16 protein-coding genes and 1 pseudogene are annotated in these 14019 nt (G+C 71.9%); 8 read left to right on the top strand and 9 right to left on the bottom strand.

Annotated elements, in window-relative coordinates:
- The first annotated feature begins 15 nt into the window (after positions 1-15).
- The 5 genes from EAO72_RS05095 (at position 16) to EAO72_RS05075 (ending at position 4878) form a co-directional block, all read left to right on the top strand.
- The gene (locus EAO72_RS05095; RefSeq protein WP_148015983.1) at positions 16-1020 is read left to right on the top strand and encodes a DEDDh family exonuclease; all 1005 of its coding nucleotides are present in this window, start codon (positions 16-18) and stop codon (positions 1018-1020) included.
- A 64-nt stretch (positions 1021-1084) separates the two neighbouring features.
- Positions 1085-1318 (top strand): hypothetical protein, encoded by a 234-nt coding sequence (locus EAO72_RS05090; protein ID WP_078852816.1) that lies wholly within the window; start codon positions 1085-1087, stop codon positions 1316-1318.
- Positions 1319-1408: 90 nt separating this feature from the next.
- Entirely contained in the window at positions 1409-2212 is an 804-nt protein-coding gene (locus EAO72_RS05085; protein ID WP_148016428.1) for an SURF1 family cytochrome oxidase biogenesis protein, read from the top strand.
- Between the two features lie 94 nt (positions 2213-2306).
- Positions 2307-4118 (top strand): glycoside hydrolase family 15 protein, encoded by a 1812-nt coding sequence (locus tag EAO72_RS05080; protein WP_148015982.1) that lies wholly within the window; start codon positions 2307-2309, stop codon positions 4116-4118.
- Positions 4119-4122: 4 nt separating this feature from the next.
- A complete protein-coding gene (locus EAO72_RS05075) occupies positions 4123-4878 on the top strand; it encodes an SDR family oxidoreductase (RefSeq protein ID WP_148015981.1) in 756 nt (251 codons plus the stop codon).
- 240 nt (positions 4879-5118) lie between these two features.
- Here the strand turns inward: EAO72_RS05075 and amaP are convergent, their stop codons facing one another.
- Genes amaP through EAO72_RS05050 form a run of 5 tightly spaced genes read right to left on the bottom strand, consistent with a single transcriptional unit; the run spans position 5119 to position 7452 of the window.
- Entirely contained in the window at positions 5119-5706 is a 588-nt protein-coding gene (gene amaP, locus EAO72_RS05070) for an alkaline shock response membrane anchor protein AmaP (RefSeq protein WP_148015980.1), read from the bottom strand.
- Positions 5703-6380 carry a DUF6286 domain-containing protein gene (locus EAO72_RS05065; RefSeq protein ID WP_148015979.1) on the bottom strand — a complete coding sequence of 226 codons (678 nt, stop codon included), beginning with the start codon at positions 6378-6380 and terminating at the stop codon, positions 5703-5705. The genes amaP and EAO72_RS05065 overlap by 4 nt, the downstream gene beginning before the upstream one ends.
- Positions 6377-6739: an Asp23/Gls24 family envelope stress response protein gene (locus tag EAO72_RS05060; RefSeq protein ID WP_148015978.1), complete on the bottom strand. Its 363-nt coding sequence runs from the start codon at positions 6737-6739 to the stop codon at positions 6377-6379. Before EAO72_RS05060 ends, EAO72_RS05065 begins: the two co-directional genes overlap by 4 nt.
- Positions 6736-6927 (bottom strand): hypothetical protein, encoded by a 192-nt coding sequence (locus tag EAO72_RS05055; RefSeq protein ID WP_136330255.1) that lies wholly within the window; start codon positions 6925-6927, stop codon positions 6736-6738. The genes EAO72_RS05060 and EAO72_RS05055 overlap by 4 nt, the downstream gene beginning before the upstream one ends.
- Before the next feature lie 30 nt (positions 6928-6957).
- The gene (locus EAO72_RS05050) at positions 6958-7452 is read right to left on the bottom strand and encodes an Asp23/Gls24 family envelope stress response protein (protein WP_148015977.1); all 495 of its coding nucleotides are present in this window, start codon (positions 7450-7452) and stop codon (positions 6958-6960) included.
- 92 nt (positions 7453-7544) lie between these two features.
- Between EAO72_RS05050 and EAO72_RS05045 the strand changes: the two genes are divergently transcribed.
- On the top strand, positions 7545-8276 hold the full coding sequence (locus EAO72_RS05045; protein ID WP_148015976.1) for a hypothetical protein: 732 nt from the start codon (positions 7545-7547) through the stop codon (positions 8274-8276).
- A gap of 27 nt (positions 8277-8303) precedes the next feature.
- On the opposite strand, the gene EAO72_RS05040 is transcribed toward EAO72_RS05045, so the two are convergent.
- From EAO72_RS05040 to EAO72_RS05030, 3 genes are all read right to left on the bottom strand, one after another.
- On the bottom strand, positions 8304-9095 hold the full coding sequence (locus tag EAO72_RS05040; RefSeq protein WP_148015975.1) for an enoyl-CoA hydratase/isomerase family protein: 792 nt from the start codon (positions 9093-9095) through the stop codon (positions 8304-8306).
- Positions 9096-9245: 150 nt separating this feature from the next.
- Positions 9246-9467, bottom strand: a complete 222-nt coding sequence (locus EAO72_RS05035) for a helix-turn-helix domain-containing protein (protein WP_007263382.1) — start codon at positions 9465-9467, stop codon at positions 9246-9248.
- A 402-nt stretch (positions 9468-9869) separates the two neighbouring features.
- Positions 9870-11468 carry an ABC-F family ATP-binding cassette domain-containing protein gene (locus EAO72_RS05030; RefSeq protein WP_148015973.1) on the bottom strand — a complete coding sequence of 533 codons (1599 nt, stop codon included), beginning with the start codon at positions 11466-11468 and terminating at the stop codon, positions 9870-9872.
- Between the two features lie 280 nt (positions 11469-11748).
- Between EAO72_RS05030 and ypfJ the strand changes: the two genes are divergently transcribed.
- On the top strand, positions 11749-12639 hold the full coding sequence (gene ypfJ, locus EAO72_RS05025; protein ID WP_148015972.1) for a KPN_02809 family neutral zinc metallopeptidase: 891 nt from the start codon (positions 11749-11751) through the stop codon (positions 12637-12639).
- Positions 12640-12762: 123 nt separating this feature from the next.
- Positions 12763-13173 carry a VOC family protein gene (locus EAO72_RS05020; protein WP_148016427.1) on the top strand — a complete coding sequence of 137 codons (411 nt, stop codon included), beginning with the start codon at positions 12763-12765 and terminating at the stop codon, positions 13171-13173.
- Positions 13174-13296: 123 nt separating this feature from the next.
- Here EAO72_RS05020 and EAO72_RS05015 read toward each other — a convergent pair.
- Positions 13297-14019 (bottom strand): annotated as a pseudogene (locus tag EAO72_RS05015) (hypothetical protein); the annotation flags it as partial.

Raw genomic sequence — 14019 nt, 5'->3', positions numbered from 1 at the left:
CGGCCCGTATTCTCTGTGACCATGCTCGACGACCGCCAGACCGCAGCACCGTGGCCGACCGCCTACCCGCAGGGGTACGCGGTCGTCGACGTGGAGACCACCGGCCTCGCACGGGACGACCGGATCATCTCCGCCGCCGTCTACCGCCTCGACGCACGGGGCAACGTCGAGGACCACTGGTACAGCCTCGTCAACCCGGAGCGTGATCCCGGCCCGGTCTGGATCCACGGGCTGACGAGCGATGTCCTGGAAGGCGCCCCGCTCTTCCCCGAGGTGGCCGCGCAGCTCTCCGAGCGGCTCGCCGACCGCGTGCTCGTCGCGCACAACGCCGCCTTCGACTGGTCGATGCTGGCCCGGGAGTACGCACGGGCCGCGGTGATCGCCCCCGTGCAGCAGCGGCTGTGCACCATCGCGCTCTCCAAGGAGCTGCGGCTGCCGCTGCCCAACCACAAGCTGGAGTCGCTGGCCGCGCACTTCGGCGTGGTGCAGGAACGCGCGCACCACGCGCTGGACGACGCGCGGGTGCTCGCCGAGGCGTTCCGCCCCAGCCTGCACGCGGCGGCGCGGGACGGCGTGCGGCTGCCGCTGCTGGAGTGCCGGCCGCTGACCGAGTGGTCGGACTCCCCGGTCACCCCCCGGATCGGCTACCAGTCCTCGTACGGGGCACAGAACAGCTGGCGGCCCTCGCGCAAGCGCCCGGCCTGCCCGTATCCGAACCCGGGAAGGTACGAAAAGGAGAAACCTCTCATGCAGGGCATGCGGGTGGCGTTCTCCGGCGACACCTCGGTCGACCGCGAGCTGCTGGAGGACCGGGCCGTGGAGGCCGGGCTGCATGTGGCGACGAGCGTCTCCCGGCTGACGAGCCTGCTGGTCACCAACGACCCGGACGCGGCGACCTCGAAGACCGTGAAGGCGAAGTCGTTCGGTACGCCGATCGTCGACGAGAGCGCCTTCACCCATCTCCTGCGGGACGTGGCCGCGTCCACCAAGGTGCCGGCGCCGACGCCGTCATCGGAGTGAACCGGGGGCGACTCGCCCGCCCACGGCTCGCCCGCCGCAGCCCCGGCGTCCCACCCTGTGGCGCATGGCACGTTGCGAGGTATGCGGAAACGACTACGGGATGTCCTTCGAGGTGCACGCGCAGGGCGCGGTGCATGTCTTCGACTGCTTCTCCTGCGCCATTCACCGCATGGCGCCCATCTGTGAACACTGCCGGGTCCAGGTCATCGGCCAGGGTGTCGAGGTCGACGGGCACTGGTTCTGCGGCGGCCACTGCGCCCGCGCGGAGGGGAAGGTGGGCATCATCGACAAGGTCTGAGCGCCTGCGGCCCTTCGTTTGGATCATGCCGGGCTCCCGCCCCCCACCCCCTCCGCGATGCACCCCATGACGCAGTTGTACCGTCATGGGGTGTACCGCTTCCTGTTGACCCGGCAGTGGCTGATTCTCGCCCTCATCGCCCTCGTCCTGATTCCGACGATGGTCGAACTGGGCTTCTGGCAGCTGCACCGGCATGAGCACAAGGTCGCGCAGAACGCCCTGATCACGCGGAACCTCAAGGCGAAGCCCGTGCCGGTCGCGGGACTCACGTCACCCGGTCATGTCGTTCCGCGCGCGGACTACTGGCGTGCGGTGACGGCCACCGGGACGTACGACGAGAAGCACGAGGTCGTCGTCCGGCGCCGCACCGCCATCGACGGCTCCATCGGCGTCCATGTGCTGATCCCGTTCGACCTCAAGGGCGGCGGCACGGTCATGATCAACCGCGGCTGGGTCCCGTCCGCCGCCGACCAGCACGCCTTCCCCGACGTACCGGCCGTGCCCAAGGGAGAGGTGACCGTCACCGGGCGGCTCAAGGCCGACGAGACGACGGGCGCCAGCGGCATCAAGGACATCTCGGACCTGCCGGACCGCCAGGTGATGCTGATCAACAGCGCCCAGCAGGCGAAACTGCTCTCCCGGCCGGTGCTCGGCGGCTACATCGAGCAGACCGGGCCGGAGCCGAAGGGCGACTCCCCCGAACTGATCGAGGCTCCCGACGACAGCTCCATCGGCCCGCACATGGCGTACGCCGTGCAGTGGTGGCTGTTCGCCGCCGGTGTCCCGGTCGGCTATGTGGTGCTGGCCCGCCGGGAGAAGCGCGACCGGCTCGCGGCGGCGGCCGAGGCCGCCGAACAGGCGGATGCGGCGGAGCCCGAGCCCGCGAAGGCCTGACGGCGCGTCGGGGACGGCGTCCGCGGGGGTGACACCCGCCTCTCCTGACCCCGTGGCTGCTTAGCGGGCGCCAGGTTCGGGAACACGCCAGAACGTGACCCCACGCATCGAGGACTACGCCCTCATCGGCGATCTCCAGACAGCCGCCCTGGTCGGCAGGAACGGTTCTGTCGACTGGCTGTGTCTGCCCCGCTTCGACTCGGGCGCCTGCTTCGCCGCGCTGCTCGGTGACGAGGAGAACGGCCACTGGCGCATCGCCCCGAAGGGCGCGGACACCTGCACGAGCCGCGCCTACCGCGGTGACTCCCTCGTCCTGGAGACGTTCTGGGAGACCCGCACCGGCACCGTCAAGGTCATCGACTTCATGCCGCAGCGCGACCACGAGCCCGATGTGATGCGGATCATCGAGGGCGTCAGCGGCACCGTCGACATGGCCTCGGTGATCCGGCTGCGCTTCGACTTCGGCTCCGTCGTACCGTGGATGCGCCGCGCGGAGGGCCAGCGGGTGGCGGTCGCGGGGCCCGACTCCGCCTGGCTGCGCAGCGAACCACCCGTCAAGACCTGGGGCCAGCAGTTCTCCACGTGTTCCTCGTTCAGCGTCTCCGCGGGCGAACAGGTGGCCTTCGTGCTGACCTGGCATCCCTCGCACTCGCCGCGCCCCGATCTCGTCGACCCGTACGAGGCGCTGGAGAACACCCTGTCCGACTGGGCCGAGTGGTCCGCCCGGTGCACGTACGAGGGGCCCTACCGGGAAGCCGTGATCCGCTCGCTGATCACCCTGAAGGCGCTCACCTTCGGCCCGACCGGCGGCATCGTGGCGGCCCCGACCACCTCGCTCCCGGAGGACCTCGGCGGCGTACGGAACTGGGACTACCGCTTCTGCTGGCTTCGGGACTCCACGCTCACCCTCGGCGCGCTGACCTCGGCCGGCTATCTGGAGGAAGCCGCCGCGTGGCGGGACTGGCTGCTGCGCGCCGTCGCCGGGGACCCTGCCGACCTGCAGATCATGTACGGGCTCGCGGGCGAGCGCCGGCTGCCCGAGGCGGAACTGCCGTGGCTGCGCGGTTACGAGAACTCCGCCCCGGTCCGGATCGGCAACGCCGCCGTGCGCCAGCGCCAGCTCGACGTGTACGGAGAGGTCATCGACTCCCTCCGGCTGGCCCGGGCCGCGGGCCTGGACGACGCGCCGCACGCCTGGAGCCTCCAGCTCAGCCTGCTCGGCTTCCTGGAGTCCACCTGGCGCGAGCCGGACGAGGGACTCTGGGAGATCCGCGGCCGGCGCCGCCACTTCGTGCACTCCAAGGTCATGGCCTGGGTGGCGGCCGACCGCGCGGTACGCAGCCTGGAGGAAGATCCCTCGCTGTCCGGCGACGCGGACCGCTGGCGGGCGATGCGGGACGCCGTGCACCGTGAGGTGTGCGAGAAGGGCTACGACCCGGAGCGCAACACCTTCACCCAGTCGTACGGGTCGCGGGAGCTGGACGCCGCGACGCTGCTGATCGCCCGGACCGGGTTCCTGCCGCCGGACGACCCGCGCGTCATCGGCACGGTGGACGCCGTCCGTGACGAATTGGGCAGCGACGGGCTGGTCCGCCGCTACAGCACGGACAGCACCGCGGTCGACGGACTCCCGGGCGGCGAGGGCGCGTTCCTCGCCTGCTCGTTCTGGCTGGCGGACGCGTTGCGGATGACCGGACGCACCGACGAGGCCACCGAACTCTTCGAACGGCTGCTGGCGCTCCGCAACGACGTGGGGCTGCTCGCCGAGGAGTACGACACCGTGGCCATGCGCCAGCTCGGCAACTTCCCGCAGGCCTTCAGCCACATCGGGCTGGTCGGCACGGCGGTGGCACTGGCCGAAGGCCGGGCCGCCGAGGACGCGGCACAGGGGCAGGAGGCAGGATAGGACCATGGATCTTGGACTGAAGGACCGTGTGTACGTCGTCACCGGAGCGACCCGGGGGCTGGGCAACGCCACGGCGCGCGCCCTGGTCGCCGACGGCGCGAAAGTGATCATCACCGGCCGCGACGAGAAGAGCGTCCGGGAGGCCGCCGACGAGCTGGGCCCCGACGCCGTCGGGCTCGCGGCCGACAACGCCGACCCGGACGTCGCACAGCGGCTGGTGGAGTCCGCGCAGGAGGGGTTCGGCCGGCTCGACGGCATCCTCATCAGCGTCGGCGGCCCCGCGCCGGGCTCCGCCGCGGACAACACCGACGCACAGTGGCAGTCGGCGTTCGAATCGGTGTTCCTGGGCGCGGTGCGCCTGGCCCGGACGGCGGCAGCGGCGCTCGGCGAGGGCGGGGTCATCGGCTTCGTGCTCTCCGGCTCCGTCCACGAGCCGATCGCCGGACTGACCATCTCCAACGGACTGCGTCCCGGCCTGGCCGGCTTCGCGAAGTCGCTGGCCGACGAGCTCGGGCCGCGGGGCATCCGCGTGGTGGGCGTGCTGCCGGCCCGCATCGACACGGACCGGGTCCGTGAACTGGACGCGCTGTCCGGCAACGCCGCGGCCTCGCGCGCCGCCAACGAGGCGGCCATCCCGCTGCGCCGCTACGGCACCCCGGATGAGTTCGGCCGGACCGCGGCCTTCCTGCTCTCGCCTGCCGCCTCGTATCTGACGGGCATCATGGTGCCGGTCGACGGCGGGGCCCGGCGCGGCTTCTGAGCCGCTCCCGGAAGCGGAAGCGTTGAGGCGGAAGCGCTGGGGCGGAAGCGCTGAGGGGCCGGACGCGGAAACGCTGAGGAGCAAGACACCGAACGCGCGGGGCGGCCGTACGCGCGTACTCGCGGGCAGCCCCGTACGCGCAACGCGCCGGGAGACCGAACGCGCAGGGAAGCCGTACGCGCCACGCGCCGGGGCCGGACGAGTTCCGCCGTCCGGCCCCAGCGCGTGGCGTAACGGCCGTCAGTTCACGCGCTCGGCCCGGTGCTTGACCGCCTTGAGCCGCACCTCGGCCGGCAGCTTCGCCAGCCCGGCGGAGTCCCGGGCATGGGCCAGCGCCTCGTCGGTGAGCCGGCCCAGCGCCTCGTCCGGAGCGGCGTGCGGTTCCATGAGGAGCCGGATCCTGGCCTGCGGCTCGCTGCGCCTGCCGGTCAGGACGACCTGGGTGCGGGCCACCCCGTCCAGGGCGCCCGCCTCCTGTGCGAGCACGCCCTCCAGGGCGCGGCCGCGCAGCAGCGCGCCCTCGCCGTCGCCGCTGTCCACGAGTACCTCGGCGAGGCGGGCCCGGCGCAGCTGGGCAAGCAGCCACCACAGGGCAAGGACCACCAGGACCGCGAGGACGGCGATCACGACCGGCCACCACCAGCCCTCGGAGCGCCAGCGGTCCCGGTCCGCGTCACTGAGGAGGACGTCGCGCTTGCCGTACCACGGCCACCAGGACGGCACGGAGAGGCCGAGCGCCGCGGCCAGCACCCCGCCGCCGACGCAGACCAGTACCAGTCCGGCCAGGCCCAGCAGTACCCGGTTGACGGTCCGGATCACTCGGCTCACCCCTTCTTCGCCGGACGGCGGACATGGACGGACAGGCTCGGCTGCCTGGCCAGTCCGAGTTCCCTGATGCCGGTGGAGAGCACGGTGTCCAGATCGGCCCGTACGTCGTCGAGTTCACGGAAGTGCGCGACGGCCCGTACGCCCACCTTGCGGCGGCCCATCCGGACCCGGACCGACTGCACACCGGAGACCTCCACGGCCCGGTCGCGCAGGACCATGGCCGCCGCGGTCCGGTCGAGGGCCGCCCGTACGTCCGGGCGTTCGCGGCGCATCGGCAGCAGATCGCGCAGTCCGGGCGTGAGTGCGAGGACGAGCAGCCACAGGCCGACGGCCACCGCGACCGAGGCGCCCGTGAGCACCCAGACGTCGTCCAGCCGGCGCTCCGCCAGTTCGTCGGCCAGCGAGCGGCGCCACTGCATCGCCGGGTGGTCGGCGCGGACCGCCGCGACGTCGTAGAGGAGCAGTCCGGCGGCGCCCAGGACCACGAGGGCGGTGATGCCCGCGGGGATGCGGCGGGCGGACCAGAAGCGGCCCGCTCCGCCCTCGCTCCGTTCCTTGTCCGGGACCGGGTCGTAGGCCGCGGACGACGCCGACTGGTCGAGCGCGAGCACGTTCCCGTGTTCCACGGTGTGCTCCGCGCCGTTCTCCGGGTCCGGGTTACGGGGCTCGGTCATCGGATCCTCCCCTGCGCCGCGAGGCTCGCTCCTGAGGGATGCAGGCGCTCGACCTGTACGGCCACTTCGGGCACCTCCATCCCTGCCAACGCCTCTACCCGCTCGGCGACCCGACGACGCACGGCACCGCACTGGCGCCCGATGTCGCTGGGATATCCGAGCTCCAGACTCACCCGTACGCGGGCGGTGTCACGGTGCACCGTGACCGTGGCCCGCGGCGACGCGGCGTCCTTGGCGGGCTCGTCGACCGCCTCCTTCGCCGCCTGCGCGGCGATCTTCGCGACGACCCGGTCGGCGATCCGGGTCTCTCCCCGCTCCGCGGCGGCGACCCGGCCGCCCGCCCCCGACAACGCCGTCACCGCCGTCGGTCGCCGCGATCGCGACTCCGGAAGAAGTCGCCCGGCTCCAGGTCACCGTCGAGGAAGCGACCGGCGATGAAGCCGATCGCCCCCAGGGCGGCCACCAGCAGAAAGGCTCCGAATCCGCCGAAGTACCCGGCGAACCCGAGCGCCATGCCGGCCACCATGCCGACCACAGCCATGCTCATCTGCGCTCCTCAACTGCCTTTGACGGAGGACTACTGGACACGTGGCTCGGACTGGTCCTCGTCGTCGTCCTCGTCGGGCAGCTTCACATCGCTCACCGCGATGTTGACCTCGATGACTTCGAGGCCCGTCATCCGCTCGACCGCCGCGACAACGTTCTCCCTCACATCGCGGGCGACTTCGCTGATCGACACGCCGTAGTCGACGACGATCTCCAGGTCGAGCGCCGTCTGGGACTCGCCGACCTCGGCCTTCACGCCGCGGGTGACCGACTTGGAACCGCCGGGGACGCGGTCGCGCACCGCGCCGAAGGTCCGCGAGAGTCCACTGCCCATCGCGTGCACACCGACCACGTCGCGTGCCGCCATTCCGGCGATCTTCTCGACGACGCCGTCGGCGATCGTCGTACGGCCGCGGGTGGCGGGGTCTCCCCCGCCGCGCCTGGTCAGCGAGTTGCTCCTGCTGTCGCCACCGGCCGAGTCCTTGTCGGGGTTCTCGGGGCGGTTCCGCTGTGGGGTCTCGGTCATCGCCGTTCTTCCCTTCGGGGCAGATTGGACTTCCTTGCCCAGATTAAGTGCGGTTGCCCGGTCTCGCGCCGTGGATGCGGCAGGCTGGGGCCATGACGACGGCTGACAGCTCGCGCAGGGCTCAAGGATGGACGGCCGCGGTTCGGCAGCGGCTCGGTCTGGGCCGGCTTCTCCCGCTGGGCGGCCCGGCGGACGGGGCCTGGATCTCGGAACGGGCGGCGGCGGCCGTGCTGCGCCGGGCGGTGGGCGGTTCGGGGCCGGTGCTTCTGGAGCTGCGCATCGACGTGGCCGATGCCGAGGCGGCGCCCGCTCCGCAGGTGCCACCGCCGCCGAGCGCTCTGCCACCAGGGCCGCTGCGCATCGAGGCCACCGTGGCGGCGACGGCGCAGCTGCCGATTCCGGCCGCTGCCGCGGCGCTGCGCTCCGCTCTGCTGACGGCTGCCGCCCGGCGGCTCGGGCTGGTGGTCGACGAGGTGGATGTGCAGGTGGCGGCATTGCTGGAGACCGAACCGGACCGGGTCGAACCGCCCCCGGCCGAGGTGTTCCCGACGGACCCGGAGGACGTGGCGGGCCGTGCCGCCGCTGGAGTGACGGGGGTCGCGACGCTGACGCGGGTGCTCGGCGCGTCCGTGCACACGGGCCCGGACCACGTCCGGGTCGAGCTCGCGACGGACGGCGGCCACCGGGCGCTGGACGTGGCCCGCTCGGTGCGGGCGGCCGTGACCCAGGCAGTGGACGGGAATCCGCCGGTCGCGGTGCTGGTCACGGCGGTGACGGAGGGACAGGTCCCACCGGGAGGCGCCACGGTGGCGGGCCCGGGGTGACGCACCCGGGCCCGCTGCCGGACGTTCTCAGTCGGACGCGCCCGAGAGGTCGCGGAGCCGACGGCCCTGCGCGGCACGCTCGGCGGCACGCTGCTCCTCGTACGTACGGGAGACGGCGCCGCCGATCAGGGCCTTGGTCTCGATGACGGCGTCGCGCGGGGCGGCGATCAGGGCGCCGGCCAGATCGCGGGCGGCTCCTTCGAGCTCCGCTGCGGGCACCACGAGGTTGGCCAGGCCGGTGCGTTCGGCCTCGGCGGCGTGCACGAAGCGGCCGGTGGCGCAGATTTCGAGCGCGCGCGCGTACCCCACCAGGTGCACCAGGGGGTGCGTGCCGGTGAGGTCGGGGACCAGTCCGAGGCTGGTCTCGCGCATGGCGAACTGCACGTCCTCGGCGACGATCCGGAGATCGCAGGCGAGGGCGAGCTGGAAGCCGGCGCCGATGGCGTGCCCCTGGACGGCCGCGATCGACACGATGTCGTTGCGGCGCCACCAGGTGAACGCCTCCTGGTACTCGGCGATGACCGCGTCGAGCTCGGCCTCCGGGCCGCGTCCCATGTCGAGGAACGACGGCTCGCCGTCGAAGCCCTCGGGGGTGAACGCCTGGCGGTCGAGTCCGGCGGAGAAGGACACACCTTCGGCGCGCAGCACGACGACCCGCACACTGCCGGGCAGAGCCCGTCCGGCCTCTGTCAACGCCCGCCACAGAGCGGGGGACTGAGCGTTGCGCTTGGCCGGATTGGTGAGGGTCACCGTGGCGACCGCGTCGTCGACGGTGAGTCGTACGCCGTCCTTGTCGAGCACAGTGTCGAGCGAGGTCATGGAGCGCCTCCGGATCGGGTGCAGTCAGCACAGAGCTAAGTGACTGAACAGTAACCACCCGGTCGACCGCACGATCGACCGGGTGGCCACCACCGAAACCGGTGAGCCCCGGGACAGGTCCTGCGACCTGCCCCGATCCGTGGACGGCCGTCAGGCCGCCGCGGCCTTCTTGCCTCGTGTCGCTCCGCCACGTCCCCGCAGCGTCACTCCGGACTCGCTGAGCATCCGGTGGACGAATCCGTAGGAGCGGCCGGTTTCCTCGGCCAACGCCCGGATGCTCGCACCGGAGTCGTACTTCTTCTTCAGGTCTGCCGCGAGCTTGTCGCGCGCGGCGCCGGTTACCCGGCTGCCCTTCTTCAGAGTCTCGGCCACCCGTGCCTCCTCATGGGAAGTGCGCTCTGGACTCTCATGATCACCCCTCGGGGCCGTCCTGGCCACCCATTCGGCAAGGTCCGTGCAAGCGGATCGGCGCCCCGGGAGGGCGACGACACGAGCGGAATCCAGGATTCCGCGAGGCTGTGGAGCCGGCGGGGCAACCGCGCCGGAGGAACGGCCAGGTCAGGGCCGCACAGGGCCCGGAGCCCCTCATGCGTGCATCCGGCAGCTGACTGCCGGGTGCCGCGCCGGGGTACGAGACGTCCTCACACAGATGATGGATCACGCATAGGCCGAATGATCCAGGACAAGTGGATCAGCGGGCCGCGACGGCCGGAAAACGGCCGCCGCGCGTGTGATCGGCGGCCGGGACGGGCCCCGGCTCGCGCCCGGACCGGGTCAGGCCAGCGAGACCAGGTCCCGGTAGTCCGCACCCCACAGGTCCTCGACGCCGTCGGGCAGCAGGATGATGCGCTCGGGCTGGAGCGCCTCGACGGCGCCCTCGTCGTGGGTGACGAGGACGACGGCACCCTTGTACGTGCGCAGCGCGCCGAGGATCTCCTCGCGGCTGGCCGGGTCGAGGTTGTTGGTGGGCTCGTCGAGCAGCAGCACGTTGGCGGAGGAGACGACCAGGGTCGCCAGGGCGAGCCGGGTCTTCTCACCGCCGGAGAGCACTCCGGCGGGCTTGTCCACGTCGTCGCCGGAGAAGAGGAACGAGCCGAGGGTCTTGCGGACCGCGACCAGGTCGAGGTCCGGTGCCGCCGAGCGCATGTTCTCCAGGACGGTGCGGTTCGGGTCGAGGGTCTCGTGCTCCTGGGCGTAGTAGCCGAGCTTGAGCCCGTGACCCTCGATGACGTCGCCGGTGTCGGGCTTCTCCGCGCCGCCGAGCAGCCGCAGCAGCGTGGTCTTGCCGGCACCGTTGAGGCCGAGGATGACGACCCGGGAGCCCTTGTCGATCGCGAGGTCGACGTCGGTGAAGATCTCCAGCGACCCGTAGGACTTGGAGAGGCCCTCGGCCATCAGCGGGGTCTTGCCGCACGGCGAGGGGTCGGGGAAGCGCAGCTTGGCGACCTTGTCGGAGACCCGGACGGCCTCGAGACCGGAGAGCAGCCGGTCGGCGCGCTTGGCCATGTTCTGCGCGGCCACGGTCTTGGTGGCCTTGGCGCGCATCTTGTCGGCCTGGGCGTTGAGGGTCGCGGCCTTCTTCTCGGCGTTCTGCCGCTCGCGCTTGCGGCGCTTCTCGTCGGCCTCGCGCTGCTGCTGGTAGAGCTTCCAGCCCATGTTGTAGACGTCGATCTGCGAGCGGTTGGCGTCGAGGTAGAAGACCTTGTTGACGACCGTCTCGACCAGCTCGACATCGTGGGAGATGACGACGAAGCCGCCGCGGTAGCTCTTGAGGTAGTCGCGCAGCCAGACGATCGAGTCCGCGTCGAGGTGGTTCGTCGGCTCGTCGAGGAGCAGGGTGTCGGCGTCCGAGAAGAGGATCCGGGCCAGCTCGACACGGCGGCGCTGACCACCGGAGAGCGTGTGGAGCGGCTGGCCCAGCACCCGGTCGGGAAGGCTGAGGGCCGCGGCGATGGTGGCCGCCTCGGCCTCGGCCGCGTAGCCGCCCTTGGTGAGGAACTCCGTCTCCAGGCGCTCGTACTTCTTCATCGCCTTCTCGCGGGTGGCGCCCTTACCGTTCGCCATCCGCTCCTCGTTCTCCCGCATCTTGCGCAGGATCTCGTCGAGGCCGCGGGCGGACAGGATGCGGTCGCGGGCGAGCACGTCGAGGTCGCCGGTGCGCGGGTCCTGCGGCAGGTAGCCGACCTCGCCGGAGCGGGTGATGGTGCCGGCCGCCGGGGTGCCCTCGCCCGCGAGGCACTTGGTGAGGGTGGTCTTGCCCGCCCCGTTGCGGCCGACGAGGCCGATGCGGTCGCCCTTGGCGATGCGGAAGGAGGCGGACTCGATGAGCATGCGGGCGCCGGCGCGCAGCTCGATGCCGGAAGCGGTGATCACGGGGAAAAACTCCAGAGCGGTATGGACGGCGGAGGAACGACTAGCGATTCACGACTCGACGCCGTTACTCACGCACACGCACAAGGAGAATTGCCATGAGAACCAGTCTACTGGCGGTGTCCAACCACTTTTCCGCCTGCTCCCGCCGCAGTTGCCGAAAGCCCACCCCGCGCGCCGGGTCGGCCCCGCCCCACAGGCAAAAACGGGCATTGCGGTGTGAATTATCTGATACTCGGCGCATGGCTGTGTGGCAGCCGCGCGCGGAGCAGAGGGTGGTGCCATGCAGTTCGACGACGACGCCGGTCTGGACACGTCCGAGGTCCGGGACACGCGCGGCAGCCGCATCCCGGGCGGCAGGGCCACCGTGGGCGGTGGGATCGCGGGGGTCATCGCGCTGATCCTGGGGCTGCTCTTCGGGGTCGGCCCCGATCAGCTCGGGCTGTCCTCCGGCGACTCGGGCACGACCGCGACCGCTTCGTCGGCGGCACAGGTCGAGCAGAACTGCCGGACCGGCCGGGACGCCAACACCAAGGACGACTGCCGGACGGTGGCGGTGGTCAACAGCGTGCAGGACTACTGGGGCCAGGAGTTCCAGCGGCGCGACGCCACGTACGGCAGCGCCCGCACGGTGCTGTTCACCGACCGGGTCGGCACGGCCTGCGGGTCGGCGACCTCGGCCGTGGGGCCGTTCTACTGCCCCGGCGACCGGCAGGTCTATCTGGACCTGGGCTTCTTCGACGAGCTGCGGACCACGTTCGGGTCGAGCGGCGGACCGTTCGCCGAGGCCTACGTCGTCGCGCACGAATACGGACACCATGTGCAGAACCAGATGGGGACGCTGGCCCGCTCTCAGGACGGACGGACCGGCGAGAACAGCAACGCGGTGAAGGTGGAACTCCAGGCGGACTGCTACGCCGGGGTCTGGGCGCACCACGCGACGACCACGCCGGACGAGTCGACCGGCCGGCCGCTGATCACCGAGCTCACCCGGGCGGACATCCGGGACGGACTCGACGCGGCCGCGTCGGTCGGGGACGACCGGATCCAGGAGAGGTTCCAGGGGCGCGTCACCCCCGAGTCCTGGACGCACGGCTCGGCCGCGCAGCGCCAGCAGTGGTTCACCACCGGCTTCACCAGCGGCGACATGGAGGCCTGCGACACCTTCCGCTGACCTGCCCGCACGACGGTGCCCGGGCGTTGCGCAGGTCGTTGTCAGCACCCGGTGGAAGACTGAGACGCAGATCACAGCCGGGTCGTGCGGTGCCCGGTTCGGCGCGAGAAGGGAATGAGCACGATGGCAGAGGCGACGGCAGGCGTACCGACGATCTATCCGACGATTCTGTACGACGACGCGAAGGCCGCGATCAGGACGCTGACGCAGGGCCTCGGCTTCACCCAGGAGGCGGTGTACGAGGGCGAGGACGGCACGGTGTTGCACGCGGAGCTGTCCTGCGGCAACGGCAGGGTGATGCTGGGCTCCAAGGGCCGCGAGGGCGTCTTCGCCAAGGCGATGCAGGGGGCGGGGCCGGCCGGCGTCTACGTGGTGGTCGACGAGGTGGACGCCCACCACGCACGGGCCGTGGAGTTCGGGGTGGAGATCCTCATGCCGCCCACCGACCAGGACTACGGCTCCCGGGACTACATGGCGCGGGACGCGGAGGGCAACGTGTGGAGCTTCGGGACGTACGCCCCGGGATCGGGCTGAGGGGGCCGCGGCGCCCGCGGCGGGGCCGCTGCCCCCGCCGCGGCACATGTGCGGCGGCGGGGGAAGAGTGAAGCCCCTCCGGCGGTGGAGACGGTCGAGACGCGGGGTGGGCGGAGCCCCGGGTCAGGCACCGCCCGTGTGCACCTGGAACGCCGCCTTGCGGACCGCTTTGGCGAGCGCGGGGTCGGGGTGCGCGGCGGCGAGGGCGACCAGGACCTGGACGGTACGCGGGTGGCCCACGGCCCGTACCTCGTCCAGCAGCGCCGGGACGCTGCCCTGTACGGCCGAGTCGAGGTGGCGGACCAGCAGTCCCGTCTCGCCGTGGTCGGCGACGGCCGCCGCGGTGTCGACCCAGAGCCAGGTGGCCTCCTCGCGGCTGAGGACCTCCTGGGCGTCCTCGGGGTCGGTTCCGTCGTACTCCGCGAGCCAGAGCAGTGCGTACGGGCGCAGTGACGGGTCGGCGACGACGGAGCGCACCTCGGGCTCGGCCGGTGCGCCGACGACCCGGAGGGCCTCGAAGGCGAGCCCGCGCAGCAGCGCGTCCTCGCCGCGGGCCACCCCGAGCAGTTCGGCGACGGCGCTGCCGACGGGCCGGGCGGCCAGCCAGGCCCGGTATTCGGCGCGGGCCGGTCCGGGCGTGAGGCGGGCGCAGCCGAGCAGCATGTCGGCTGCGGACTGCTCGATATTGCCGGCCGGGCTCTGGGCAGCGACGCAGATCTGTTCCAGCTTGACCCAGACCGCCCAGTTGCCGAGCGGGGTCAGGGTGGCGGTCCCGGCGCCGAGGGTGAGCGCGCCAACGGCGGCAAGACCTTCCAGGGCCCAGTCCAGCAGGAGCGCGACCAGGGC

Source organism: Streptomyces sp. OR43, assembly GCF_008042275.1.
Classification (GTDB): domain Bacteria; phylum Actinomycetota; class Actinomycetes; order Streptomycetales; family Streptomycetaceae; genus Streptomyces.
Note: the sequence above shows the minus strand (reverse complement) of the source record. Positions and strands in the feature narration are given on the sequence as shown.

Bases quoted from the DNA above. Each gene is read 5' to 3' on its own strand.
- EAO72_RS05090 (WP_078852816.1), top strand. From the start codon at position 1,085: ATGGCACGTTGCGAGGTATGCGGAAACGACTACGGGATGTCCTTCGAG.
- EAO72_RS05075 (WP_148015981.1), top strand. From the start codon at position 4,123: ATGGATCTTGGACTGAAGGACCGTGTGTACGTCGTCACCGGAGCGACC.
- EAO72_RS05065 (WP_148015979.1), bottom strand. From the start codon at position 6,380: ATGACCGAGCCCCGTAACCCGGACCCGGAGAACGGCGCGGAGCACACC.
- EAO72_RS05055 (WP_136330255.1), bottom strand. From the start codon at position 6,927: ATGAGCATGGCTGTGGTCGGCATGGTGGCCGGCATGGCGCTCGGGTTC.
- EAO72_RS05050 (WP_148015977.1), bottom strand. From the start codon at position 7,452: ATGACCGAGACCCCACAGCGGAACCGCCCCGAGAACCCCGACAAGGAC.
- EAO72_RS05045 (WP_148015976.1), top strand. From the start codon at position 7,545: ATGACGACGGCTGACAGCTCGCGCAGGGCTCAAGGATGGACGGCCGCG.
- EAO72_RS05040 (WP_148015975.1), bottom strand. From the start codon at position 9,095: ATGACCTCGCTCGACACTGTGCTCGACAAGGACGGCGTACGACTCACC.
- ypfJ (WP_148015972.1), top strand. From the start codon at position 11,749: ATGCAGTTCGACGACGACGCCGGTCTGGACACGTCCGAGGTCCGGGAC.
- EAO72_RS05020 (WP_148016427.1), top strand. From the start codon at position 12,763: ATGGCAGAGGCGACGGCAGGCGTACCGACGATCTATCCGACGATTCTG.